Source organism: Burkholderia sp. RF7-non_BP4 (assembly GCF_001521935.1).
In the GTDB taxonomy this organism is placed as follows: domain Bacteria; phylum Pseudomonadota; class Gammaproteobacteria; order Burkholderiales; family Burkholderiaceae; genus Burkholderia; species Burkholderia diffusa.
In genome coordinates this window covers 112,814-135,636 of record NZ_LOTA01000089.1, presented here as the reverse complement: position 1 = coordinate 135,636, position 22,823 = coordinate 112,814, and the positions used below count along the sequence as shown (strand labels likewise).

20 protein-coding genes are annotated in these 22,823 nt (G+C 66.2%); 3 read left to right on the top strand and 17 right to left on the bottom strand.

What is annotated here, in order from left to right; genetic code table 11:
- Nucleotides 1-49 precede the first annotated feature (49 nt).
- From WS49_RS27910 to WS49_RS27885, 6 genes are all read right to left on the bottom strand, one after another.
- Nucleotides 50-775: an amino acid ABC transporter ATP-binding protein gene (locus tag WS49_RS27910; RefSeq protein WP_059465398.1), complete on the bottom strand. Its 726-nt coding sequence runs from the start codon at nucleotides 773-775 to the stop codon at nucleotides 50-52.
- Complete coding sequence (gltK, locus tag WS49_RS27905) at nucleotides 772-1,449, bottom strand: glutamate/aspartate ABC transporter permease GltK (RefSeq protein ID WP_059535318.1); 678 nt, start codon at nucleotides 1,447-1,449, stop codon at nucleotides 772-774. The genes WS49_RS27910 and gltK overlap by 4 nt, the downstream gene beginning before the upstream one ends.
- Nucleotides 1,449-2,189 (bottom strand): amino acid ABC transporter permease, encoded by a 741-nt coding sequence (locus WS49_RS27900; RefSeq protein ID WP_059535316.1) that lies wholly within the window; start codon nucleotides 2,187-2,189, stop codon nucleotides 1,449-1,451. The genes gltK and WS49_RS27900 overlap by 1 nt, the downstream gene beginning before the upstream one ends.
- Nucleotides 2,190-2,273: 84 nt before the next feature.
- Nucleotides 2,274-3,167, bottom strand: a complete 894-nt coding sequence (locus WS49_RS27895; protein WP_059535513.1) for a glutamate/aspartate ABC transporter substrate-binding protein — start codon at nucleotides 3,165-3,167, stop codon at nucleotides 2,274-2,276.
- A 250-nt stretch (nucleotides 3,168-3,417) separates the two neighbouring features.
- Nucleotides 3,418-4,704: a Glu/Leu/Phe/Val family dehydrogenase gene (locus tag WS49_RS27890; protein WP_059465395.1), complete on the bottom strand. Its 1,287-nt coding sequence runs from the start codon at nucleotides 4,702-4,704 to the stop codon at nucleotides 3,418-3,420.
- Between the two features lie 277 nt (nucleotides 4,705-4,981).
- Nucleotides 4,982-5,935 carry a LysR substrate-binding domain-containing protein gene (locus WS49_RS27885; RefSeq protein ID WP_059535314.1) on the bottom strand — a complete coding sequence of 318 codons (954 nt, stop codon included), beginning with the start codon at nucleotides 5,933-5,935 and terminating at the stop codon, nucleotides 4,982-4,984.
- Nucleotides 5,936-6,201: 266 nt separating this feature from the next.
- Here WS49_RS27885 and purB point away from each other — a divergent pair, with 266 nt between their 5' ends.
- Nucleotides 6,202-7,590, top strand: a complete 1,389-nt coding sequence (purB, locus tag WS49_RS27880; RefSeq protein WP_059535312.1) for an adenylosuccinate lyase — start codon at nucleotides 6,202-6,204, stop codon at nucleotides 7,588-7,590.
- 100 nt (nucleotides 7,591-7,690) lie between these two features.
- Here the strand turns inward: purB and WS49_RS27875 are convergent, their stop codons facing one another.
- Nucleotides 7,691-9,112 carry an NAD(P)/FAD-dependent oxidoreductase gene (locus WS49_RS27875; RefSeq protein ID WP_059535310.1) on the bottom strand — a complete coding sequence of 474 codons (1,422 nt, stop codon included), beginning with the start codon at nucleotides 9,110-9,112 and terminating at the stop codon, nucleotides 7,691-7,693.
- A 265-nt stretch (nucleotides 9,113-9,377) separates the two neighbouring features.
- Between WS49_RS27875 and WS49_RS27870 the strand changes: the two genes are divergently transcribed.
- Entirely contained in the window at nucleotides 9,378-10,025 is a 648-nt protein-coding gene (locus WS49_RS27870; RefSeq protein WP_059535308.1) for a TetR/AcrR family transcriptional regulator, read from the top strand.
- Nucleotides 10,026-10,108: 83 nt separating this feature from the next.
- Here the strand turns inward: WS49_RS27870 and WS49_RS27865 are convergent, their stop codons facing one another.
- The 4 genes from WS49_RS27865 to edd all read right to left on the bottom strand — a co-directional run bounded on the left by WS49_RS27865 (nucleotide 10,109) and on the right by edd (nucleotide 14,711).
- The gene (locus WS49_RS27865) at nucleotides 10,109-10,612 is read right to left on the bottom strand and encodes a gluconokinase (protein WP_059535306.1); all 504 of its coding nucleotides are present in this window, start codon (nucleotides 10,610-10,612) and stop codon (nucleotides 10,109-10,111) included.
- Nucleotides 10,613-10,625: 13 nt separating this feature from the next.
- Nucleotides 10,626-11,987, bottom strand: coding sequence for a GntP family permease (locus WS49_RS27860; protein WP_059535304.1), 1,362 nt, complete (start codon nucleotides 11,985-11,987; stop codon nucleotides 10,626-10,628).
- 221 nt (nucleotides 11,988-12,208) lie between these two features.
- The gene (gene eda / locus WS49_RS27855; RefSeq protein WP_059465387.1) at nucleotides 12,209-12,835 is read right to left on the bottom strand and encodes a bifunctional 4-hydroxy-2-oxoglutarate aldolase/2-dehydro-3-deoxy-phosphogluconate aldolase; all 627 of its coding nucleotides are present in this window, start codon (nucleotides 12,833-12,835) and stop codon (nucleotides 12,209-12,211) included.
- A 19-nt stretch (nucleotides 12,836-12,854) separates the two neighbouring features.
- Complete coding sequence (edd, locus tag WS49_RS27850; RefSeq protein WP_059535302.1) at nucleotides 12,855-14,711, bottom strand: phosphogluconate dehydratase; 1,857 nt, start codon at nucleotides 14,709-14,711, stop codon at nucleotides 12,855-12,857.
- A gap of 293 nt (nucleotides 14,712-15,004) precedes the next feature.
- Here edd and WS49_RS27845 point away from each other — a divergent pair, with 293 nt between their 5' ends.
- A complete protein-coding gene (locus tag WS49_RS27845; protein ID WP_059535300.1) occupies nucleotides 15,005-15,853 on the top strand; it encodes a MurR/RpiR family transcriptional regulator in 849 nt (282 codons plus the stop codon).
- An 81-nt stretch (nucleotides 15,854-15,934) separates the two neighbouring features.
- Here the strand turns inward: WS49_RS27845 and WS49_RS27840 are convergent, their stop codons facing one another.
- The 6 genes from WS49_RS27840 to WS49_RS27815 all read right to left on the bottom strand — a co-directional run bounded on the left by WS49_RS27840 (nucleotide 15,935) and on the right by WS49_RS27815 (nucleotide 22,819).
- The gene (locus WS49_RS27840) at nucleotides 15,935-16,357 is read right to left on the bottom strand and encodes a CopD family protein (RefSeq protein ID WP_107938103.1); all 423 of its coding nucleotides are present in this window, start codon (nucleotides 16,355-16,357) and stop codon (nucleotides 15,935-15,937) included.
- Between the two features lie 17 nt (nucleotides 16,358-16,374).
- On the bottom strand, nucleotides 16,375-17,646 hold the full coding sequence (locus WS49_RS27835) for a glutamate-5-semialdehyde dehydrogenase (protein WP_059535296.1): 1,272 nt from the start codon (nucleotides 17,644-17,646) through the stop codon (nucleotides 16,375-16,377).
- Between the two features lie 137 nt (nucleotides 17,647-17,783).
- Nucleotides 17,784-18,878, bottom strand: coding sequence for a DNA polymerase III subunit delta (gene holA, locus WS49_RS27830; protein WP_059535294.1), 1,095 nt, complete (start codon nucleotides 18,876-18,878; stop codon nucleotides 17,784-17,786).
- A gap of 18 nt (nucleotides 18,879-18,896) precedes the next feature.
- A complete protein-coding gene (locus tag WS49_RS27825; RefSeq protein ID WP_059535292.1) occupies nucleotides 18,897-19,451 on the bottom strand; it encodes an LPS-assembly lipoprotein LptE in 555 nt (184 codons plus the stop codon).
- Nucleotides 19,452-19,489: 38 nt separating this feature from the next.
- Nucleotides 19,490-22,084, bottom strand: coding sequence for a leucine--tRNA ligase (gene leuS / locus WS49_RS27820; RefSeq protein ID WP_059535290.1), 2,595 nt, complete (start codon nucleotides 22,082-22,084; stop codon nucleotides 19,490-19,492).
- A 279-nt stretch (nucleotides 22,085-22,363) separates the two neighbouring features.
- Nucleotides 22,364-22,819 (bottom strand): ExbD/TolR family protein, encoded by a 456-nt coding sequence (locus WS49_RS27815; protein WP_059535288.1) that lies wholly within the window; start codon nucleotides 22,817-22,819, stop codon nucleotides 22,364-22,366.
- Between the last annotated feature and the right edge of the window lie 4 nt (nucleotides 22,820-22,823).

Sequence of the window (22,823 nt, the reverse complement as noted above, 5' to 3'; positions counted from 1 at the left end):
CGGGCGGTTTGCGCATGCCGCGCGCACGAAGCGCGCGACGTACGAGTGCTCAGTGCAGGATCTTCGCGAGGAAGTCCTTCGCGCGATCCGACTTCGGATTCGAGAAGAAATCGTCCTTGCGGTCGTCCTCGACGATCGCGCCCTTGTCCATGAAGATCACGCGATGGGCGACCTTCTTCGCGAAGCCCATTTCGTGCGTGACGACCATCATCGTCATGCCTTCCTGCGCGAGCTCGACCATCACGTCGAGCACTTCGTTGATCATTTCCGGATCGAGCGCGGACGTCGGTTCGTCGAACAGCATCGCGATCGGGTCCATCGACAGCGCGCGCGCGATCGCGACCCGCTGCTGCTGGCCGCCCGACAGCTGGCCCGGAAACTTGTGCGCATGCGCCTTCAGGCCGACGCGATCGAGCAGCTTCATGCCCTTCTCGGTCGCTTCGTCCTTGCCGCGGCCGAGCACCTTGATCTGCGCGAGCGTCAGGTTCTCGGTGATCGACAGATGCGGAAACAGCTCGAAATGCTGGAACACCATCCCGACCTTCGAGCGCAGCTTCGACAGGTTCGTCTTCTTGTCGCCGACCGACTGGCCGTTCACGAGGATCTCGCCCTGCTGGAACGGCTCGAGGCCGTTCACGGTCTTGATCAGCGTCGACTTGCCCGAGCCCGACGGGCCGCACACCACGACCACTTCGCCTTTCTTCACCTCGGTCGTGCAATCGGCGAGGACCTGAAACTGGCCGTACCACTTCGAAACGTTCTTGATGGAAATCATCTTGTGACCTTTTTCTGGAGACCTTTGACGAGGGCAGACGCCACCGAGCAAATCACGAAATAGCATGCACCCGCGAACAGGACCATCTCGACGGTCGTGCCGTCGCGATCGCCGATGTTGGCGGCCGTGCGGAAGAAGTCCGCGAGGCTGATCACGTACACGAGCGACGTGTCCTGGAACAGGACGATCGCCTGCGTGAGCAGCAGCGGCACCATCGCGCGGAACGCCTGCGGCAGGATCACGAGGCGCATGGCCTGCGCGTAGTTCATGCCGAGCGCGAACGCGGCGTTCACCTGCCCGCGCGGCACCGCCTGGATACCGGCGCGGATGATCTCGGAATAATACGCGGCTTCGAACAGCGAGAACGCGACCATCGCCGACGCAAGCCGGATGTCGATCGTCGGCGACAGCCCGAGCACGCCCTGCAGCACCTGCGGCACGATCAGGAAGAACCACAGCAGCACCATCACGAGCGGGATGGAGCGGAACACCGTCACGTATGCCTTCGCGAACCACTCGAGCGGCTTCACGCCGGACAGCCGCAGCAGCGCCAGCAGCGTGCCCCAGACGATGCCGATGACGATCGCGATCAGCGTGATCTTGAACGTGACGATCGCCCCCGTCCACAGCGTCGGGATCGCGCCGGGAATACTACTCCAGTCGAACTGATGCATCACTTGCCTCCGATGTAGCCGGGCAGCCGCGTGCGGCCTTCGATCCAGCGCATGAACGCCATCACGACGAGGTTGATGAGCACGTATGCGAGCGTCACCGCGATGAACGACTCGTAGGTCTGCGCGGTGTAGTCGACGAGCTGTCGGGCCTGCGCGGACAGGTCGAGCAGGCCGATCGTCGACGCGACCGCCGAGTTCTTGAAGATGTTCAGGAACTCGGACGTAAGCGGCGGCACGATGATCCGGTAGGCAACCGGCAGCAGCACGTAGCGGTACGTCTGCCATTGCGTGAAGCCCATCGCGAGGCCGGCCGCGCGCTGGCCCTTCGGCAGCGCGTTGATCCCCGAGCGAACCTGTTCGCACACGCGCGCGCCCGTGAACAGGCCGAGACAGATGATCGACGCGGTGAAGAACTGCGTGCCGGGCGGCAACTGCTTGATCCAGGTGCCGATCGACGCGGGCAGCAGTTCGGGCACGACGAGGTACCAGACGAAGAACTGCACGATCAGCGGGATGTTCCGGAAGATCGACACGTAGACGGTGCCGATCGCGGACAGCCATTTGTTCGGCACCGTGCGCAGCACGCCGAACAGCGAACCGACGATCAGCGCGACGACCCAGGCGACGAGCGACACCTCGATCGTCACCCAGAATCCGGACATCAGCCATCCGAAGTAAGTCGTCGGCTCGCCGGTCGAGACGGGGCTCAGGAAGATGCCCCAGTTCCAGTGGTAAGACATAGGCAAGACTCCAGCAAAAAGAAACGGAAGAAGCGAGGCCTCTTCCGTTTCAGTAGCGTCATTTCTGCGTCAACGGCTGCGTGGTCAGTCGAGCGCCTTGTCGTTCGGGTTCGCGTACAGCTTCTTCATCGAATCGGACAGCGGGAAGTTCAGGTTCAGCCCCTTCGGCGGGATCGGGTTCTCGAACCACTTCGCGTAGATCTTCGCGGCTTCGCCCGATTTCTCGACTTGCGAGATCGCGTCGTCGACGACCTTCTTGAAGTCAGCATCGCCCTTGCGCATCATGCAGCCGTACGCCTCTTCCGACTGCGGCGTGCCGACGATCACCCACTCGCCCGGCTGCTTCGCCTTCGCGCGTTCGCCCGCGAGCAGCGCGTCGTCCATCATGAACGCGACCGCGCGGCCCGACTCGAGCGTGTTGAACGAGTCGCCGTGGTCCTTCGCGCTGATGATGTTCATGCCCAGCTGCTTGTCGTTGTTCATCTTGCGCAGCAGGCGCTCGGACGTCGTGCCGGCGGTGGTCACGACCGTCTTGCCCTTCAGGTCCGCGAAGTCCTTCACGCCCGAATCCTTCTTCGTCATCAGGCGCGTGCCGATCACGAAGATCGTGTCGGAGAACGCGGCCTGCTGCTGACGCTCCGTGTTGTTGGTCGTCGAGCCGCACTCGATGTCCACCGTGCCGTTCTGCACGAGCGGGATGCGGTTCTGCGACGTCACCGGGATGTTCTTGACCTGCAGGTTCGGCAGGTTCAGCTTCTTCTTCACCGCGTCCACGACCTTCATCTGGAAGTCGCGCGAATAACCGACGACCTGCTGGTTCTGGTCATAGTAGGAGAACGGAATCGACGATTCGCGGTGGCCCAGCGCGATCACGCCCGTGTCCTTGATCTTCTTCAGCGTGCCGGTCTCCTGTGCATGCGCGCCGCTCGCGAACGCCCACAGCGCCGCGACCATCAGGACTGCCTTCTGGTATTTCATTTTGGTCATCTCCTTGGCTAAAACCCGCGCCAGTGTATCAAAGTAATATTTTTGAAAGTACTGGTTGTTTACCGTACTACGAATCGTCCTGTACGAAGCCGTCCTCCCGGCTTCGCGCGCCTCCTGCAGCGCCTGAATGCACACGCGGGCGGTGCCGGATTCGGCACCGCCCGCGAGGGTTCACGCACACAATCGGGTGGATTGCGTCATGCTTTTGTCATAGTCATCCGATCGACTCGGAAATGACCGATCAGGGATACAGGCCGCGCATTTCGCGCGCCATCAGGATGCGCTTGCACGCAACGATGAACGCCGCCGTACGCACCGACACCTTGTGCTCTTCCGCGACCGCCCACACGCCGGCGAACGCTTCGCGCATCACGCGCTCGAGACGGTGGTTGATCTCGTCTTCCGTCCAGAAGAAGCTCGAGAAGTCCTGCACCCACTCGAAGTACGACACGGTCACGCCGCCCGCGTTCGCGATCACGTCGGGGATCACGAGCACGCCGTTCGCGCTCAGGATGTCGTCGGCCGCCGTCGTCGTCGGGCCGTTCGCGCCTTCGACGATGATCTTCGTGCGGATCTTCGATGCGTTCTTCTCGGTGATCTGGTTTTCCAGTGCCGCCGGGATCAGGATGTCGGTCTCGACCGTCCAGAACTCGTCGTTCGGCATCGGTTCGGCGCCTTCGAAGCCCGCGACGCCGCCCGTGCGTGCGACGTGGTCGAGCAGCTTGTTCGAATCGAGGCCGGCCGGCTGGTAGATCGTGCCCGTGTGATCCTGCACCGCGATCACCTTCGAACCCGCTTCCTGGAACAGCTTCGCCGCGATGCCGCCGACGTTGCCGAAGCCCTGCACCGCGATGCGCGCGCCTTCGATCTCGAGGCCCTTCTTCTTCGCCGCCTCGCAACCGACGACGAACACGCCGCGGCCCGTCGCTTCCTTGCGGCCGAGCGAACCGCCGAGCGAGATCGGCTTGCCGGTCACGACGCCGGTCGACGTCTGGCCCTGGTTCATCGAGAACGTGTCCATCATCCACGCCATCACCTGTTCGTTGGTGTTGACGTCCGGTGCCGGAATGTCGGTGTTCGGGCCGATGATGATGCCGATTTCGCTGGTGTAGCGACGCGTCACGCGTTCGAGCTCACCGCGCGACAGCTTGCGCGGGTCGACGCGGATGCCGCCCTTCGCACCGCCGTACGGCACGTTCACGGCCGCGTTCTTCACCGACATCCATGCCGACAGTGCCATCACTTCCGACAGCGTCACGTCCTGGTGGTAGCGCACGCCGCCCTTGCCCGGACCGCGCGACACGTTGTGCTGCACGCGATAGCCCTCGAAGTGCGCGACGGTACCGTTGTCGAGCTCGATGGGCACGTCGACGATCAGGATGCGCTTCGGACGCTTCAGCGTTTCCAGCCAGCGCGACAGCGAACCGAGGTACGGTGCGACGCGATCGACCTGCTGAAGGTAGTTGCCCCACGGGCCGAGATCGTCGGCATGAAGGTAGGACGGGATGGACTGCAGTTGCGAAGACATGGACGCTCCAACGTTCAACGGATTGCGCACATTGTCGAAAAACCCGTTTTTTTTATCCAATGCCGTTTGCTTATTCGATTATGCGTTTCTTGCATGATCGCGATTTTTCGCAAATCCGCGGTCGATTTGCGCAAGAACGCCCGCGATCGGTCGTGCATCGCGTCGGCGAAAAATCGGCGGGAAAATACGCGGAACGCCCGCCGGACAAGCGTTGGACGGGCGCGGCAAGCGCGTCGGCGGCGGCGCGCGCTCGGTTGGCGCGGTTAACCGCCCACGGTTAACCGGCGGTTTCGCGCAGCTCGTCGCGCACGACTTCCCACAGCGCGCGCACGAGCTTCTGATGCGGGTCGTCGCCCTGCAGCGCGAGCTTGTCGCAGTACAGGCGGATCTCCATCGTCAGCGTGAACGGGTGCGTGCCGCCGCGCGCAGACCGGTCGAGCCGGATCAGGCGGCCGCTGGCCACCGCATCCTCGACGGCGCTGTGCGGCAGGAACGCGACGCCGTGGCCCGCGAGCGCCATCGCCTTCAGTCCTTCGGCCATGTCGGTTTCGTACACGCGATCGAGAAACAGCGACGTCGGTGCGTTCGCAACGATGACTTCGGTCATCCGGCCGAGATACGCGTTCGGCGTATACGACAAGTACGGCACGCGCGCCTCGGCCGTGCCCGGCAGCGTGTAGCGCGGCCGGCCCGCGCGGCCCGGCGCCGAAAATGCGCTGATCGGCTCGCTGCCGAGGACCAGCATGTCGTAGCGGGCCGGATCGAGCGCGACGGGGTGGCTCGGGTGGTGGTAACCCATCACGAGATCGCAGCCGCCCTCGACCAGCGACAGCACGGCGTCGTGCACGTTCAGCGCGCGCAGCCGCGTGTGGACCTGCCCCATCTTCGCTTCGATCCGCTGCAGCCAGCGCGGAAAATACGTGAGCGACAGCGTATGCGGCACCGCGAACTCGATGGTCGGCACCGGCGCGCCGACGTGGCCGCGCAGCAGCGTGCGCGCCTCGTGCGCCTGCGACAGCATCGTCAGCGCCTGCTCGTAGAAGATCTGGCCGGCCTGCGTGAGCCGCGTCGGATAAACCGAACGATCGATCAGTTCGGTCGCGAGCCACGCCTCGAGCGCCTGGATGCGCCGCGAGAACGCGGGCTGCGACACGTGCCGCAGTTCGGCGGACCGGCTAAAGCTGCGCGTTTCCGCGAGCGAGACGAAGTCTTCGAGCCATTTCAGTTCCATGCAGGCGGGCGCGACGGGCGGCGGTCGGGAGGAAGCCTGCATTCTACCGGCGGGCGGGCAGGCCCGGCGATGCGGCGGCCAGCCCGGCGAGCCGGCCCGGGCGCCGGCCTGCGGATGGCTTGCGCGCCGCCCGGGCGCCCGCATGCGTGCCGATCGCCCACGGCGGCGGCGGCCGGACCGGTTCGGCCGGAATCGCCCCGCGCCAATGGTAAAATGCCGGATTCTCCTCCCCTCGTTCGCACCGGCCCCAAAGGCCACGCCCGATCATGTCCGACACTCGTCCCGATACGCTTTTCGCCCTCACCGCGCTCTCGCCCATCGACGGCCGCTACGCCAGCAAGACCGAAGCGCTGCGCGACTGGCTCTCCGAAGCCGCCTTCATGCGCCACCGCGTCACCGTCGAGGTGCACTGGCTGATCGCGCTGTCGCGCGCCGGCTTCGCGGAAGTCCCGCGCTTCTCGGACGCCTCCGAACAATTCCTGCTGCAGCTCGCCGAGCGCTTCACCGCGCACGACGCCGCGCGCATCAAGGAAATCGAGCGCGTGACGAACCACGACGTGAAGGCCGTCGAATACTGGCTGAAGGAATCGGTCAAGGGCCAGGCCGAACTCGAGAAGGCCAGCGAATTCATCCACTTCGCGTGCACGTCCGAAGACATCAACAACACGTCGCACGGGATGATGCTCGCCGGCGCGCGCGAGCACGTGATCGTGCCGGCGCTGCGCACGGTCCACCAGCGCCTCGTCGCGCTGTCGCACGCGCTTGCCGAGCAGCCGATGCTGTCGCGCACGCACGGCCAGCCGGCCAGTCCGACGACGCTCGGCAAGGAACTCGCGAACGTCGCCGCCCGCCTCGCGCGCGCGATCACGCGCATCGAGAAGGTCGAGATCCTCGGCAAGATGAACGGCGCGGTCGGCAACTTCAACGCGCATCTTTCCGCGTATCCGGAATTCGACTGGGAAGCGTTCTCGCGCGACGTGATCGAGAACCGCCTGAAGCTCACCTTCAACCCGTACACGATCCAGATCGAGCCGCACGACTACATGGCCGAGCTGTTCGATGCGGTCGCGCGCGCGAACACGATCCTGCTCGACCTCGACCGCGACGTGTGGGGCTACATCTCGGTCGGCTACTTCAAGCAGAAGACGAAGGCGGGTGAAATCGGCTCGTCGACGATGCCGCACAAGGTCAACCCGATCGACTTCGAGAACTCGGAAGGCAACCTCGGCCTCGCGAACGCGACGCTGCGCCACCTCGCCGACAAGCTGCCGGTGTCGCGCTGGCAGCGCGACCTGACCGACTCGACGGTGCTGCGCAACATGGGCGTGGCACTCGGTTATTCGCTGCTCGCGTACGACTCGCTGATCCGCGGCCTCGACAAGCTCGAAGTGAACCCGCAGCGCCTGAACGAAGACCTCGACAACTGCTGGGAAGTGCTCGCGGAGCCGGTGCAGACGGTGATGCGCCGCTACGGCATCGAGAACCCGTACGAGCAGCTGAAGGAACTGACGCGCGGCAAGGGCATCACGCGCGAGGCGCTGCAGGAATTCGTCGGCACGCTGGCGATCCCGCAGGACGCGAAGGACCGCCTGCTCGCGATGACGCCTGCGTCGTACATCGGCAAGGCCGTCGAACTCGCGAAGCGGATCGCGTAAGCGCCGCCGTCGCCGGACGGAAAAAAGCCCGATGCGAGCAATCGCATCGGGCTTTTTCATTGGCGGCTCGCGCGCGGTCGGAACGCGGGAGCGCCGGCGATCAGAACGAAATCATCCGCCCCGGATTGAGCGCGCTCATCACGCTCATCGCCGCCTTCGCGGCCGGAATCGCGATCGGCGACAGTTGCCGGCCGAGTGGAATCTCGCGGTGGTCGATGCCGGTCAGCATCGAGAAATCGTCGTTGCGTCCGACGAAGTCGTCGCAGATCGCCTTGCCGATCCGCACCGTCTGCGCGACGCCATGCCCACTCCAGCCCTGCACCATGTACATCGGCACACGGCCGTCGGTCTTGCGGCTGTCGGTCGCGCCGTTCAGCGTGAAATCGCTGACGCCGCTCCAGCAGTAGTCGAGCGCGAAGCGGCCGTCGTGCTGCGGAAATACCGTGTTCAGCCGCGTCAGCAGATACGCGTTGACGTCGGGCTGCGCCCAGCACGTACCGGTGCCCTGCCCGCCGAACAGCAGGCGGTTGCCGCGCACGGGCCGGTAATAGTCGATCTGGAACTGCGTGTCGTACACCGGCATGCCGGCCGGCATCAGCGTCGCGACGTCGACGTCGAGCGGCGCCGTCACGCTCACGTACGTGAAGAACGGCACGGTGGTGGCGGCGCCGTCGTCCAGCAGCCGGAACGTCGTGTTGTGCAGCGCGAGCACGACGCCACGGCGCGCCGTAATCGTGCCGCCCGGCGTCGTCGCGACGACGCCCGCCGGCGTCTCGTCGAGCTCCAGCACCTCGGTGCCTTCGTACAGCGCGCCGCCGTTCAGCCGGAAGCCGTGCACGAGGCCGCGCACCAGCGCGAGCGGATGAAGCTGGCCGCCGGTCGCGTCGATCGCCGCGCCGTGATACAGCCCCGAACGCACGTATTCGTCGTGCAGCTGATGGCGGCCGACGAGCGTCACGCCGGCGTCGCCGAGATGGCGGCGTGCGTCCGCGCCGTCGAGCAGCGCGCTCATGTGGCCCGGGTGCATCGCCGCCGTGATGTGGCCGCGCTTGCGGTCGAGGTCGAGCGCGTAACGCGCGCCGATCGCGTCGATCAGGTCCATCGATTCGGCCGACGCGAAGCGCCACAGCCGCTTCGCGTCGTCGTGCGACAGATGGTCGATCATGTCGGCCGCTTCCCAGCGCGCGAGGCCCGGCGTGAGCTGGCCGCCGTTGCGGCCCGACGCCGCGGAGCCGACGTGATGCTTGTCGACGAGAATCGTGTCGACACCCGCTTCCGCGAGATGCAGCGCGGCCGATGCGCCGAGCAGCCCCGCGCCGATCACCAGCACGTCGCACACCGTGTCGTGCGCGAGCGGCGCGCCGTTTTCATGGCGCGACAACGACGCCTCGTACCAGTTGGCCGGACGCTCGCCGTCGTAGCGCGACGGATCGCACCAGTTCCAGTTATCCTTTTCGATGTTCAGTTGCGTCTGGTCGAAACGCGATTCGCCCTGGATCAGGGGTTTGTGATTGGAAGTCATGATTGCACTTGCATGGTCTTGGGCCGCCTGTCGAAGAGCCGTTCTGGCTTCGCGGGTGGGGCAGCCGGTTCCACTTGGGTGTCAACGAGATAAAGGGCGCGATGGCCCGTGTTGACGGCAGACACGCTCGTGCCTGCCAGGATCCCGGACCGTGCGAAAGCACGCATTGAAAGGTGCCGGGACACCCAATTTCTACACCGCAGAAATAATTCTACAGCGTAGAATACGCTTTCGTCAAGATTACAGTCGCTGTCATCCTGCTTCCATGAAAGACAAACCCGCCCAAGGCCCGCGCGGCCTCGACAAGGATGAGATCGTCGCGGCCGCGCTCGCGCTGCTCGAAGAGGTCGGCGAAGCCGCGTTCAGCGTGCGCAAGCTCGCGCAGTCGGTCGGCTGCGACCCGATGAGCGTGCTCTATCACTTCAAGTCGAAAGAGGGCCTGAGCCGTGCGATCGCGAACGCGCTGTCGCGCTCGCTCGTGCCGGTCGATCCTTCGCTGCCGTGGCGCGAGCGGCTGCGCGATCTCGCACGCCAGTATCGCGCGCTCGCGCTGCGCCACCCCGCCGCGTTCGCGCTGCTGCAGCGTCATATGAGCACCGGGCCGGCCGATCTCGCGCACATCGAGACCGTGCATCGTGCGCTGGCCGATGCCGGCATCCCGCGCACCGCGCTGCCGTCCGTGTGCGTCGGCTGGTATGCGAGCGTGATCGGACTCGCCGCCGCCGAGGCCGGCGGCCTCACGCGGCCCGCGAACGAGGTCGAGCTCGCGGAAATGCATGCGTTGTCCGATACCGCGCACCCGCTCGTCAAATCGGCCGCCCCGCTCTATGCGCAGCTCGATCCGGCCGCCGTGCACGACACGATGCTGGACGTGCTGCTCGACGGCATCGCGCAGCACGCCCGCGCGACCTGAGCGGCGCGACGCACCGCCAACGAAAAAAGGCGCCCCGAGGGGCGCCTTTTTCACTGCTGCATGACGATTGCCGCGAACCGCGCTCAGTGCTGCTGCGCGATACCGATCTTCAGCATGACCTGATCGACGATCTGTTCGGGCGTCAGCTCGATGCTGACCACGATCGCTTCATCCGGGCCCGGTTCCTCGAGCGTGTCGAGCTGGCTCTTCAGCAGCGACGGATCGAAGAAATGGCCGGTGCGGGTCTTCAGGCGCTCGTGCAACACCTCGAACGAACCCTTCAGATACACGAACCGCACGTCGGTGTCGGAGCCGCGCAGCACGTCGCGGTACGACCGCTTCAGCGACGAGCAGGTGAACACGGCGGTCTCGCCGGCACGCTGCTTCTCTTCGATGGCCGCGCGGATCGTGCGCAGCCACGGCCAGCGGTCGTCGTCGGTCAGCGGAATGCCGTTGTGCATCTTTTCCTTGTTCGCCGCGCTGTGAAACGCGTCGCCGTCGGTATAGCTGCACGACAGGCGTTCTGCCAGCATTTCGCCGATTCGCGATTTGCCCGCGCCCGACACGCCCATTGCGATCAGAATCATTGACTACCCCTTGTTACAAAACCACGCTCAGCAACAGCGTAAAGCTCAGACCGAGCACCGAGATGATGGTTTCAAGCAGCGACCAGGTCTTGAACGTCTGGCCGACCGTCATCCCGAAATATTCCTTGATCAGCCAGAAGCCGCCGTCGTTCACGTGCGAGAAGATCAGCGAGCCCGAGCCGGTCGCGAGCACGAGCAGCTCCGGACGAACCGCCGCGCCCGACGCCGCGGCGATCGGCGCGACGATGCCGCAGGCCGTCGTCATCGCGACCGTCGCCGAACCCGTCGCCAGACGCATCAGCGCCGCGACGAACCAGCCGAGCAGCAACGGCGACAGGTGCGCGTGCTTCGCGGTCTCGACGATCTGCTGCGAGATCCCGCTGTCGCGCAGGACGCCGCCGAAGCCGCCGCCCGCACCGACGATCAGCGTGATGCCGGCGATCGGCGCCAGGCACTCGCCGCAGAACTTCTGGATCTGGTCGCGGTTGAAGCCCTGCAGCTTGCCGAACGTGAAGAAGCTCACGAGCACGGCGATCAGCAGCGCGACGTCTGAGTTGCCGGCAAAGCGCAGCAGGTTGTTCGGCAGCGACTTCGGTGCGAACACCAGGTCGGCCCAGCTGCCGACGAGCATCAGCACGACAGGCAGCAGGATCGTGAACAGCGTGATGCCGAAACTCGGCAGTTCGCGCTTGCGACCGTCCGTGTGCGTATCGACGAACTGCGCCGCGAGCGGGTTGTTTTCCGGCAGCTTCACGAACTTCGAGATCATCAGCGCGAACAGCGGGCCGGCGATGATCGCGGTCGGCACACCGACGATCAGGCCGAACGCGATCGTCTTGCCGATATCGGCGCCGTATTGCTGAACGGCCAGCAGCGCGGCCGGGTGCGGCGGGATCAGCCCGTGCACGACGGACAGGCCGGCCACCATCGGCAGACCGACGACGAGCAGCGACTTGCCGGTGCGCTTCGCGACGTTGAACGCGATCGGGATCAGCAGCACGAAGCCGACTTCGAAGAACACCGGCAAACCGACGATGATCGCGACGAACATCATCGCCCAGTGGATGTTCTTTTCACCGAACCAGTCGATCAGCGTGGTCGCGATCCGTTCGGCGCCGCCCGATTCGGCCATCATCTTGCCGAGCATCGTGCCGAGACCGACGACGATCGCGATGTGGCCGAGCGTGCCGCCCGTGCCCGTTTCGAACGACTTGACGATCTTGTCCATCGGCATGCCGACGACGAGACCCAGGCCCAGCGAAACGATGATCAGCACCAGGAACGGGTAGATCTTGTAGCGCGCGATCATCAGGATCAGCGCGGCAATCGCGATCAGCGTGAATACGAGCAGCATGCTGCCTTGGACAGCCCCCATGTGGCACTCCTCCTTGAATTGTTCGAAACCGGGCGAGCTGTTGCGAGTATGCCCGGCTATGCAGGTCTCCGAAACACGGGGGGTACCCACCCCGTGAGGACGCTGAATTTTACTTATCTTTAGGGTCCACGGATAGAACCGGTTCCATCAGCAAAAACCCTCGGTAAAACAAGCACTAAGCGCTTGCTTGCCGAGGGTCAAACCTTCATTTCGTACAAGTATTAACGGTGAAGCTGGCTTGCGGCTTGCGCGAGACGCGTGACCTCGGCCCAGTCCTGCGCGGCGAGCGCGGCCTTCGGCGTGAGCCACGAACCGCCGACGCACACGACGTTCGGCAGCTTCAGGAAATTCGGCGCGGTGTCGACCGTGATGCCGCCCGTCGGACAGAACTTCAGCGCCGGGAACGGGCCATGGAACGCCTGCAGCATCGGCACGCCGCCGGCCTGCTGCGCGGGGAAGAACTTGACGATTTCGTAGCCGAATTCGAGCGCCTGAATGATGTCGCTCGGCGTCATCACGCCCGGCAGCAGCGGCAGGCCGGCGTCGAGCGACGCGAGGTGCAGATCCTTCGTCAGGCCCGGCGACACGCCGAACTTCGCCCCCGCGCGCTTCGCCTGCTCGCAGTGCTCGGGCTTCGTGATCGTGCCGACGCCGACGACGATGTCGTCCGCGAGCTGGCTCGCGCGCTGGATCGCCTCGAGGCCCGCCGGCGTACGCAGCGTGATCTCGAGCACCTTGACGCCGCCCGCGTGCAACGCGCGCGACACGTGTTCGCCCTGCTCGACCGAGTCGAATGCGAGCACCGGAATCACCGGGCCCAGCTTCACGATTTCAGCAATCGTCTTCATCAAATTCGCTCCTTGAAATTCATGCAGAGACGCGGACGGCCGCTTCGCCGACCAGCGCCCCGAAAACCGATGCGCCCTGCTCGGCCGGCGCGGCCGCCGCGCGGAACACGCCGAACAGTTCGCGACCGAAACCGACTTCGTTCTCCGCCTGATGCAGCGGCTGCGCGACCGGGCGCGCCTGCCACTCGGCGTCGTCGACCTTGATGTCGAGGATGCCGGCCTCCGCGTCGATCACGAGCGTGTCGCCCGTCTTCACCTTGCCGAGCGGGCCCGCCAGCAGCGCTTCCGGCGACACGTGGATCACGGCCGGCACCTTGCCCGACGCACCGGACATGCGGCCGTCGGTCACGAGCGCGACGTGGAAGCCCTGATCCTGCAGCACGCCGAGCAGCGGCGTCAAACGGTGCAGCTCGGGCATCCCGTTGGCGCGCGCGCCCTGGAAGCGCACGACCGCGACGAAATCGCGCTTCAGCTCGCCGCGATCGAAGGCTTCCTGCACGGCTTCCTGCGAATCGAACACGATCGCGGGCGCGGTCACCTTGCGGTGCTCGGGCGCGACCGCCGAAATCTTGATCACGCCGCGGCCGAGCCGGCCCTGCATCAGGCGCAGGCCGCCGTCCGGCTGGAACGGGTCGCGAATGCCGCGCAGCACCTTCGTGTCGTGGCTCTCGGCCGCGCCGTCGACCCACGTCAGCTTGCCGTCGATCAGCTTCGGCTCCTTCGTGTAGTGCGACAGCCCCTTGCCCGCGACGGTCGTCACGTCTTCGTGCAGCAGCCCGCCTTCGAGCAGGTTGCGCACCAGGAACGCGACGCCGCCGGCCGCGTGGAAATGGTTCACGTCGGCCTTGCCGTTCGGGTAGATCTTCGCGAGCAGCGGCACGACCGCCGACAGTTCGTCGAAATCGTTCCAGTCGATCAGGATGCCGGCCGCGCGTGCGATCGCGACGAGGTGCAGCGTGTGGTTGGTCGAGCCGCCCGTCGCGAGCAGCGCGACGATCCCGTTGACGATCGCCTTCTCGTCGATCACATGGCCGATCGGCGTGTACTGGCCGCGCTCGGCCGTCAGGTCGAGCACGCGGCGCGCGGCTTCGGCCGTCAGTGCGGTACGCAGCGGCGTGTGCGGATGAACGAACGCCGAACCCGGCAGGTGCAGGCCCATCAGTTCCATCAGCATCTGGTTGCTGTTCGCGGTGCCGTAGAACGTGCAGGTGCCATGGCCGTGATACGCGGCCGATTCGGCTTCGAGCAGTGCGTCGCGGCCGACCTGGCCGGTCGCGAACTGCTGGCGGATCTTCGCCTTGTCGTCGTTCGACAGACCGCTCGTCATCGGGCCGGCCGGCACGAAGATGGTCGGCAGGTGGCCGAACTGGAGCGCGCCGATCAACAGGCCCGGCACGATCTTGTCGCAGATGCCGAGGCAGAGCGCCGCGTCGAACATGTTGTGCGTGAGCGCGATCGCCGTGCCCATCGCGATCGCCTCGCGCGAGAACAGCGACAGCTCCATCCCCGGGTTGCCCTGCGTGACGCCGTCGCACATCGCGGGTACGCCGCCCGCGAACTGCGCGACGCCGCCGTTCTCGCGTGCGGCGGCCTTGATGATGTCGGGGAAATCCTTGTACGGCGCGTGCGCGGACAGCATCTCGTTGTACGAGGACACGATGCCGATGTTCGGCTCGCGGATCGCCTTGATCTGGAATTTGTCGCTGCCTTCGAGACCCGCGAAGCCGTGCGCGAGGTTCGCGCACGACAGCGCGCCACGCGCCGGGAACTTGCCCTGCGCGCCGTCGATGCGCTGCAGATAGGCGGAACGGGTCGATTGGCTGCGGGCGATCACGCGTTCGGTGACTTTCGCCAGGGTGGGGTGCAGCGACGTCATGCTGGGCGCTCCTGTATGCCGGACGACACCGGCGGTTGGAATCGTGGGGACGGTCGAGTGCGTCGAACGAACGAAGCCAGTCTAGTAGAAAAACTACAAGCATGCAATGCGGATTCACATGCGCGCAACCCTTATTCCCGCCACCAGCAAGGCCTCACTTAGTGAAAACCCTAATCCTCAGCATTCATTGCCCCGGAAATCTTTGGCGAATGAGCTAGCATTTTCATGTAGATTTTCTACAATTCGATTGCGATACACTCGCTCATCCGAACCCGATTTTCATTCGCCGTCCCATGCTGCCTCGCATTGAAGCGATCCGCGCCGACCTGCGCCCGTCCGAGCGCAAGCTCGCCGACTACATTCTCGCCGCGCCGCGCGAGGTGCTCGACCTCGCGATGACCGAGCTGTCGACCCGCGCGGGCGTCAGCCAGCCGACCATCGCGCGCTTCTGCCAGGCGCTCGGTTGCAGCGGCTTTCGCGAATTCAAGATCCGGCTCGCGCAGAGCGTCGCGCCGGGCGTGTCGTCGGTCTATCGCGACGTCGAGCCCGACGAGCCCGCGCCCGGCATCATCGGCAAGGTGTTCGACCGCACGATCGGCGCGCTGATCGAAGTGCGCAACAGCCTGTCGGCCGGCAGCGTCGCCGAGGCGATCGCGCTGCTGTCGAACGCGTCGCGCATCGAGTTCTACGGCGCCGGCGGCTCGGGCATCGCCGCGCAGGACATCCAGCACAAGTTCTTCCGGCTCGGCGTGCCGAGCGTCGCGTATTCGGACCCGCACACGTTCTCGATGTCGTCGGCGCTGCTCGGGCCGCACGACGTCGTCGTCGCGATCTCGAACACGGGCCGCACGCGCGATATCGTCGATGCCGCGCGCTCGGCGCTCGCGTGCGGCGCGAAAGTCGTCGCGATCACGCAGAGCCACTCGCCGCTCGCGAAGCTCGCGACGGTGAGCCTCGCGTCGAACGTGGCCGAGGAAACCGACGTGTTCTCGCCGATGACGTCGCGCATGTCCCATCTCGCGATCGGCGACATCCTCGCGGTCGGCGTTGCGCTGTCGCGCGGACCCGCGCTGATGGAGCGCGTCGGCCGCGCGAAGGAAGCGATCACGCGGCGCCGGATCGACGACCCGACGAAGGAATGACGCGTACGACGCGCACATGAAAACGGCGCCCCGAGGGGCGCCGTTGCGCATCGATCGACTGCCGGCATGCCGCCGGAAAGTTCAGAACGGCTTGATCACGACCAGCGCGACCGCCGCGAGCATGCCGAGCACTGGCAGTTCGTTGAACACGCGATACCACTTGTCGGTGCGCTTGTTCTCTCCGCGCTCGAACACCTTCAGCAGGTGCCCGCAGTACGCGTGATAGATCACGAGCAGCAGCACGACCGTCACCTTCGCGTGGATCCATCCCTGCCCCTGGCCGATGCCGATCACGAGCCAGAGCCACAGCCCGCATGCGAGCGCCGGCACGGCGATCATCGTCATGAAGCGAAACAGCTTGCGCGCCATCAGCAACAGGCGCCGCACCGCGGCCGGATCGGTCTCCATGGCCAGGTTCACGTAGATGCGCGGCAGGTAGAACAACCCCGCGAACCACGCGGCGATCAGAACGATATGGAACGTCTTGACCCAGAGCATTGCCATCGATTGTGCGCCTCGCTTTACTGACGGCCTTCGCCGTGCCCGAGCACGACGTACTTCAGCGACGTGAGCCCTTCCAGGCCGACGGGGCCGCGTGCGTGCAGCTTGTCGTTCGAGATGCCGATTTCCGCGCCGAGGCCGAATTCGAAGCCATCCGCGAAGCGCGTCGACGCATTGACCATCACGCTCGCCGAGTCGACTTCGCGCAGGAAGCGCATCGCGCGGTCGTGATCCTCGGTGACGATCGCATCGGTGTGGTGCGAGCCGTAGTGGTTGATGTGCTCGATCGCGGCGTCGAGGCCGTCGACGACCTTGATCGCGAGCACCGGCGCGAGATATTCGGTGTGCCAGTCTGCGTCGGTGGCGTCGACCAGCGGCCCGATACCCGCCTCGGCGAGCACCGCGCGCGCGGCCGCATCGACGCGCAGCTCGACCTGCTTGTCGCGATACAGCTTGCCGAGCGGCGGCAACAGCGTCGCCGCGATGCCGCTCGCAACGAGCAGCGTTTCCATCGTGTTGCAGGTGCCGTAGCGGTGCGTCTTCGCGTTGTCGCACACCGTCAGCGCCTTGGCGAGATCGGCACGATCGTCGACGTACACGTGGCAGATGCCGTCGAGGTGCTTGATCATCGGCACGCGCGCCTCGTTGATCAGGCGCTCGATCAGGCTCTTGCCGCCGCGCGGCACGATCACGTCGACGTATTCGGTCATCGTGATCAGCTTGCCGACCGCCGCGCGATCGGCTGTCGCGACGACCTGCACGGCATCCTGCGGCAGGCCGGCCGCCTCGAGCCCTTCGCCGATCAGCTTCGCGAGCGCCGCGTTCGATTCGAGCGCCTCGGAGCCGCCGCGCAGGATCGTCGCGTTGCCCGACTTCAGGCACAGCGCGGCCGCGTCGATCGTCACGTTCGGGCGCGACTCGTAGATGATGCCGATCACGCCGAGCGGCACGCGCATCTGGCCGACCTGGATCCCGCTCGGGCGGTACTTGAGATTGCTGATCTCGCCGATCGGATCGGCCAGCGACGCAACCTGACGCAGGCCTTCGACCATCGTCTTCAGCGCCTTGTCCGACAGCGTCAGGCGGTCGATGAACGCCGCATCGAGCCCCTTTTCACGGGCACGGGCGACGTCGCGTGCATTCGCATCCTTCAGCGCCTGCGCGTCGCGCTCGATCGCGCGTGCCACGGCATCGAGCGCCGCGTTCTTCGCGGCCGTGCTGGCGCGCGCCATCGCGCGGGAAGCGTGCCGGGCACGGCGGCCCAGGTCCGTCATGTACTGGTCGATATCCATCGTGTGACTCGAAAAGCGAGCCGCTTTGCGCGGCGTGAATTCGTGGGAAGCGTGGAGCGCGGCGGCAAGCGGGCCGCGCCAGCTATCGAAACATTGTAAGCGGGTTGCGATGCGTGCGCTGAAGGCCCGGACAGGGCTTAACGACGCACGCGACCCGCGGTCGGCGGTCGCTCGCCGCGGGCGCCGGCCACCGTCATCGCGAGCTGGAACAGGCCGTCCCACGGATCGGGCGGCGGATCGTACTGCGTGCGGCGGCCCGGCGTGACGGCCGACAGCCCCTTCACCTGCCGGTCGAGCTTCGCGGCGAACGCGAGCGCATTCTCGAGAACCGCTTCCGACACGCGGTTCAGCGCGGGGCCGACCAACCGCTCGCGCGGGCCCCACACGCGGTTCTCGCGAAGCAGCGTGGCGAGCGGCTTGCCGGCCGTCGCGCCGCGCTTGATCCGCAACAGCGTGCGCAATTCCTCGACGACGGCCCACATCACGAGCACGATCGCCTCGCCCTCGCCCTTCAACCCGTCGATCATCCGCGCGAGCCGCGCTGCGTCGCCCGCGAGCATCGCCTCGTTCAGCTTGAAGACGTCGTAGCGCGCGACGTTCAACACCGCGTCGTGCACCTGCTCGAACGACAGCACGCCCTGCGGATAGAGCAGCCCAAGCTTCTGGATTTCCTGGTGCGCGGCGAGCAGGTTGCCCTCGACGCGCTCCGCGATGAACTGCAGCGCGCGCCGGCCATCGTCGCCCGGCGCGGCGCGCTGGCCCTGCATCGACAGACGCTGGCCGATCCAGTTCGGCAGCTGCGCGCGGTCGACCGGATCGATCTTCAGCGCGACGCCGCCGTTCTGCAGCGCGGTAAACCACGCGGATTTCTGCGTTGCCGCGTCGAGGCGCGGCAACGTGACGAGCAGCAGCGCGTCGGGATTGGGCGTCGCCGCGAGCGTCTTGAGCGCGTCGGCGCCTTCCTTGCCGGGCTTGCCCGACGGAATGCGCAGCTCGATCAGTTGACGCTCGCCGAACAGCGACATCGCCTGGGTCGCGCCGAGCAGCACGCTCCAGTCGAAGCCGCGCTCGACCGTATGCACCGAACGTTCGGTGAAGCCGGCCGCGCGCGCGGCCGCACGAATGCGGTCGCACGCTTCCTGCGCGAGCAGCGGCTCGTCGCCGTAGACGGTGTAGAGCCCGGCCATCCCCTTCGCGAGGTGCGGCTCCAGCGCATCAAGTCGCAATTGCATCGGTGCGTGCGCGGGCGATCAGAGCGGCGGCGGCGGCAACGGCGCGCGCGGCGCAACGCCCGGCACCACGTCCTCCGGCGCCGGCGTCAGCGAGTGGACGATCGCGAGACGCCGCATCAGCTGGTCGACCGCGTCGTTCTGCATGTCGCCGTACAGGATGTCGGCTTCCTGCGCCTTCGCGTTCGTGTACTGGTCGCTGTACGTCATCGCGCGGTTCAGCGCGATCGCGCTCGGCGGGATCAGCACGGTGCCGTCCTTGCTCGTCAGCGTGTAGTTCAGCGTATAGAACAACGCGTATTCCTGCGCCGACCCGAACTTGTTGAGCGTCAGCGTGTTCTGGCCACGCGACTCCCACATGTGCAGCACGGCGTCGGCGTCGTCCACCGACTTGACGATCTTCGTGTCGCTGCCGGCCTCGACGAGGCGCGTGAGACGCGCCTCGACGGGCGCCGGCGCACCGGCCACCAGCAGGTGCTTGAACGCGTAGTCCTGCTGGCCGCGCAGCTGGAAGCCGCATGCCGACAACGCGACCGCGCTGCCGACGGCGAGCATCAAAAACGATCTGCGGATCACCTTCGCTCCTTCTGTGTACGCCCGACGGCCGGCGGCCGTCAGACGACGATGTTCACGAGGCGGCCCGGCACGACGACGATCTTCTTCGCCGGCTTGCCGTCGCTGAACTTCGCGAATGCTTCGTCGGCCACCGCCGCCGCTTCGATCGCCTCGCGGCTCGCGTCCTTCGCCACCTTCAGCGCGCCGCGCACCTTGCCGTTCACCTGCAGCACGAGTTCGATCTCGGCCTGCTCGAGCGCGGCCTCGTCGACTTTCGGCCACGGGGCGTCGAGCAGCGGGCCGAATTCGTCCGCGTAGCCGAGCGCCTTCCACAGCTCGAACGTGACGTGCGGCACGACAGGGTACAGCACGCGCAGCAGCACGCCGTACGTCTCGCGCAGCACGCCGGGCGTCGCGCCCTTCGCGCCGTCGATCGCGTTCAGCATCTTCATCGCGGCCGATACGACCGTGTTGTACTGCAAACGCTGGTAGTCGAAATCAGCCTGCTTCAGCACGCTGTAGATCTCGCGGCGCAGTGCCTTGTCGGCGTCGCCGAGCGCGGCCGCGTCGAAGCCCGCGCGCGCGGCGAGCGCTTCGCGGTTCGTCGCGCCGAAGCTCCACACGCGACGCAGGAAGCGGCTCGCGCCTTCGACGCCCGCGCCCGACCACTCGAGCTGCTGCTCGGGCGGTGCGGCGAACATCGTGAACAGGCGCGCGGTATCGGCGCCGTACTGGTCGATCAGCACCTGCGGATCGACGCCGTTGTTCTTCGACTTCGACATCTTCTCGATGCCGCCGAGCACCACCGGCTGGCCGTCGGTGTTCAGCGTCGCGCCGACCGGGCGGCCCTTGTCGTCGTGCGTGACGGTCACGTCGGCCGGGTTGTACCAGGTCTTCTTGCCCGCCGCGTCTTCGCGGTAGAACGTCTCGTTCAGCACCATGCCCTGCGTCAGCAGGTTCTTCGCCGGCTCGCCGAACTTCACGAGACCGAGGTCACGCATCACCTTGGTCCAGAAGCGCGAATACAGCAGGTGCAGGATCGCGTGCTCGATGCCGCCGATGTACTGATCCATCGGCATCCAGTAATCGGTGCGCGCGTCGACCATCGTCTCGGCGTCCGGCGCCGTGTAGCGCGAGAAGTACCACGACGAATCGACGAACGTGTCCATCGTGTCGGTTTCGCGCTTCGCGGCCGCGCCGCACTTCGGGCACGTGCAGTTCAGGAACGCTTCCGACTTCGCGAGCGGGTTGCCCGAGCCGTCCGGCACGAGGTCTTCCGGCAGCACGACCGGCAGGTCCTGCTCCGGCACCGGCACGTCGCCGCACGACGGGCAGTGGATGATCGGGATCGGCGTGCCCCAGTAGCGCTGGCGCGATACGCCCCAGTCACGCAGACGCCACGTGACCTGCTTGTCGCCGAAGCCGCCGGCCTTCAGGTCGGCCGCGATCGCATCGACCGCCGCGCCGTATGCCATGCCGTCGTACTTGCCGCTGTTGACGCAGACGGCGACTTCCTTGTCGCCGTACCACTCCTGCCATGCGTCCAGCGAGTACGTCTGGCCTTCGGCCGCGATCACCTGCTTGATCGGCAGGTCGTATTTCTTCGCGAACGCGAAATCGCGCTCGTCGTGCGCCGGCACGCCCATCACCGCGCCTTCGCCATAGCTCATCAGCACGTAGTTGCCGATCCACACCTCGACCGGCTCGCCCGTCAGCGGATGCGATACCGTGAAGCCCGTCGCGACGCCCTTCTTCTCCATCGTCGCGACATCGGCCTCGGCGACGCCGCCGCGCTTGCATTCGTCGATGAACGCCTGCAGTTCCGGCTTGCCCTGCGCAAGGCGCGTGGCGAGCGGGTGCTCGGCCGCGATCGCGCAGAACGTGACGCCCATGATCGTGTCGGCACGCGTCGTGAACACGCGCAGGAGTGCCTTCTCGCCGTCGAGTTCGTACGGGAAGCCGAAGTTCACGCCGAAGCTCTTGCCGATCCAGTTCTGCTGCATGATCTTCACGCGCTCGGGCCAGCCGAGGCCGTCGAGGTCGTTCAGCAGCTCGTCCGCGTACTGCGTGATGCGCAGGTAGTACATCGGGATCTCGCGCTTCTCGACGAGCGCGCCCGAGCGCCAGCCGCGGCCGTCGATCACCTGCTCGTTCGCGAGCACGGTCTGGTCGACCGGGTCCCAGTTCACGGTGCCCGTCTTCTTGTACGCGATGCCCTTCTCGAGCATCTTCAGGAACAGCCACTGGTTCCACTTGTAGTAGTCGGGCTTGCACGTCGCGATCTCGCGCGACCAGTCGATCGCGAGGCCCATCGACTGCATCTGGCCCTTCATGTAGTCGATGTTGTCGTAGGTCCACTTCGCGGGCGGCACGCCGTTCGCCATCGCGGCGTTCTCGGCCGGCATCCCGAACGCGTCCCAGCCCATCGGCATCAGCGTGTTGTAGCCGTTCATCCGCAGATAGCGGTACATCACGTCGTTGATCGTGTAGTTGCGCACGTGACCCATGTGCAGCTTGCCGGACGGGTACGGCAGCATCGACACGCAGTAGAACTTCGGCTTCTGCGAATCTTCCTTCGTCTTGTAGGCATCGGCTGCGCGCCAGTCGCCCTGAGCGGCGGCTTCGACGTCGGCGGGTACGTATCTCTCGTGCATGGTGTGGTTCGGACTAGGCTTTAAGCGGCGCGCCACGAGGCGGGCACGCGGAAGTGGACGAAATCGGGCAGCCCGGCGGCGGGAGCAGGCTCACGGTTCTCGGGCCTGCCTCATGGTTCCGGATATTCGCCGGGTAACCCGGAAGGTCTCCAGGTTACCCGGCGAAACCCTGCCAACCGGGCGGAAACGACGATTATACCGTCCGTGGCGGGCGGGACGGCCGGTCTCGCGGGCCGGCCATGCATTCTTGCCCGCCCGGGCGCGCGGGCGGCCTGCGCGTCAGCGTGCCGCGCCCGCGGCAGCCGGCGCGGCGGTGCCCGCCGGCGGCATGTCGGTGACGAAGCCGATCCGCGTGAGGCCCGCGGCCTGCGCGGCGCCCATCACCTGCGCGATCACGTCGTAGCGGGTCGCGCGCGATGCGCGCAGCCGCAGCTCGGGCGGCGCAGCGCCCGCGGCGGCGGCCCGGAAACGCGCCGGCAGCGCGTCGAGTGCGACGGGCGCGTCGTCCCAGTAGAGTTTGCCGGCGTCGTCGATCGACAGCGTGACCGACTGCGGCGTGTCGCGCGCGACGCTGGCCGCGACCTTCGGCAGGTCGAGCCGGATCGCGTGCGTCATCAGCGGCGCGGTGATGATGAAGATGACGAGCAGCACGAGCATCACGTCGATCAGCGGCGTCATGTTGATCTCCGCCATCGGCGCGGACGTCTTGTGGTGCTCCAGTCCGCCGAATGCCATGGTC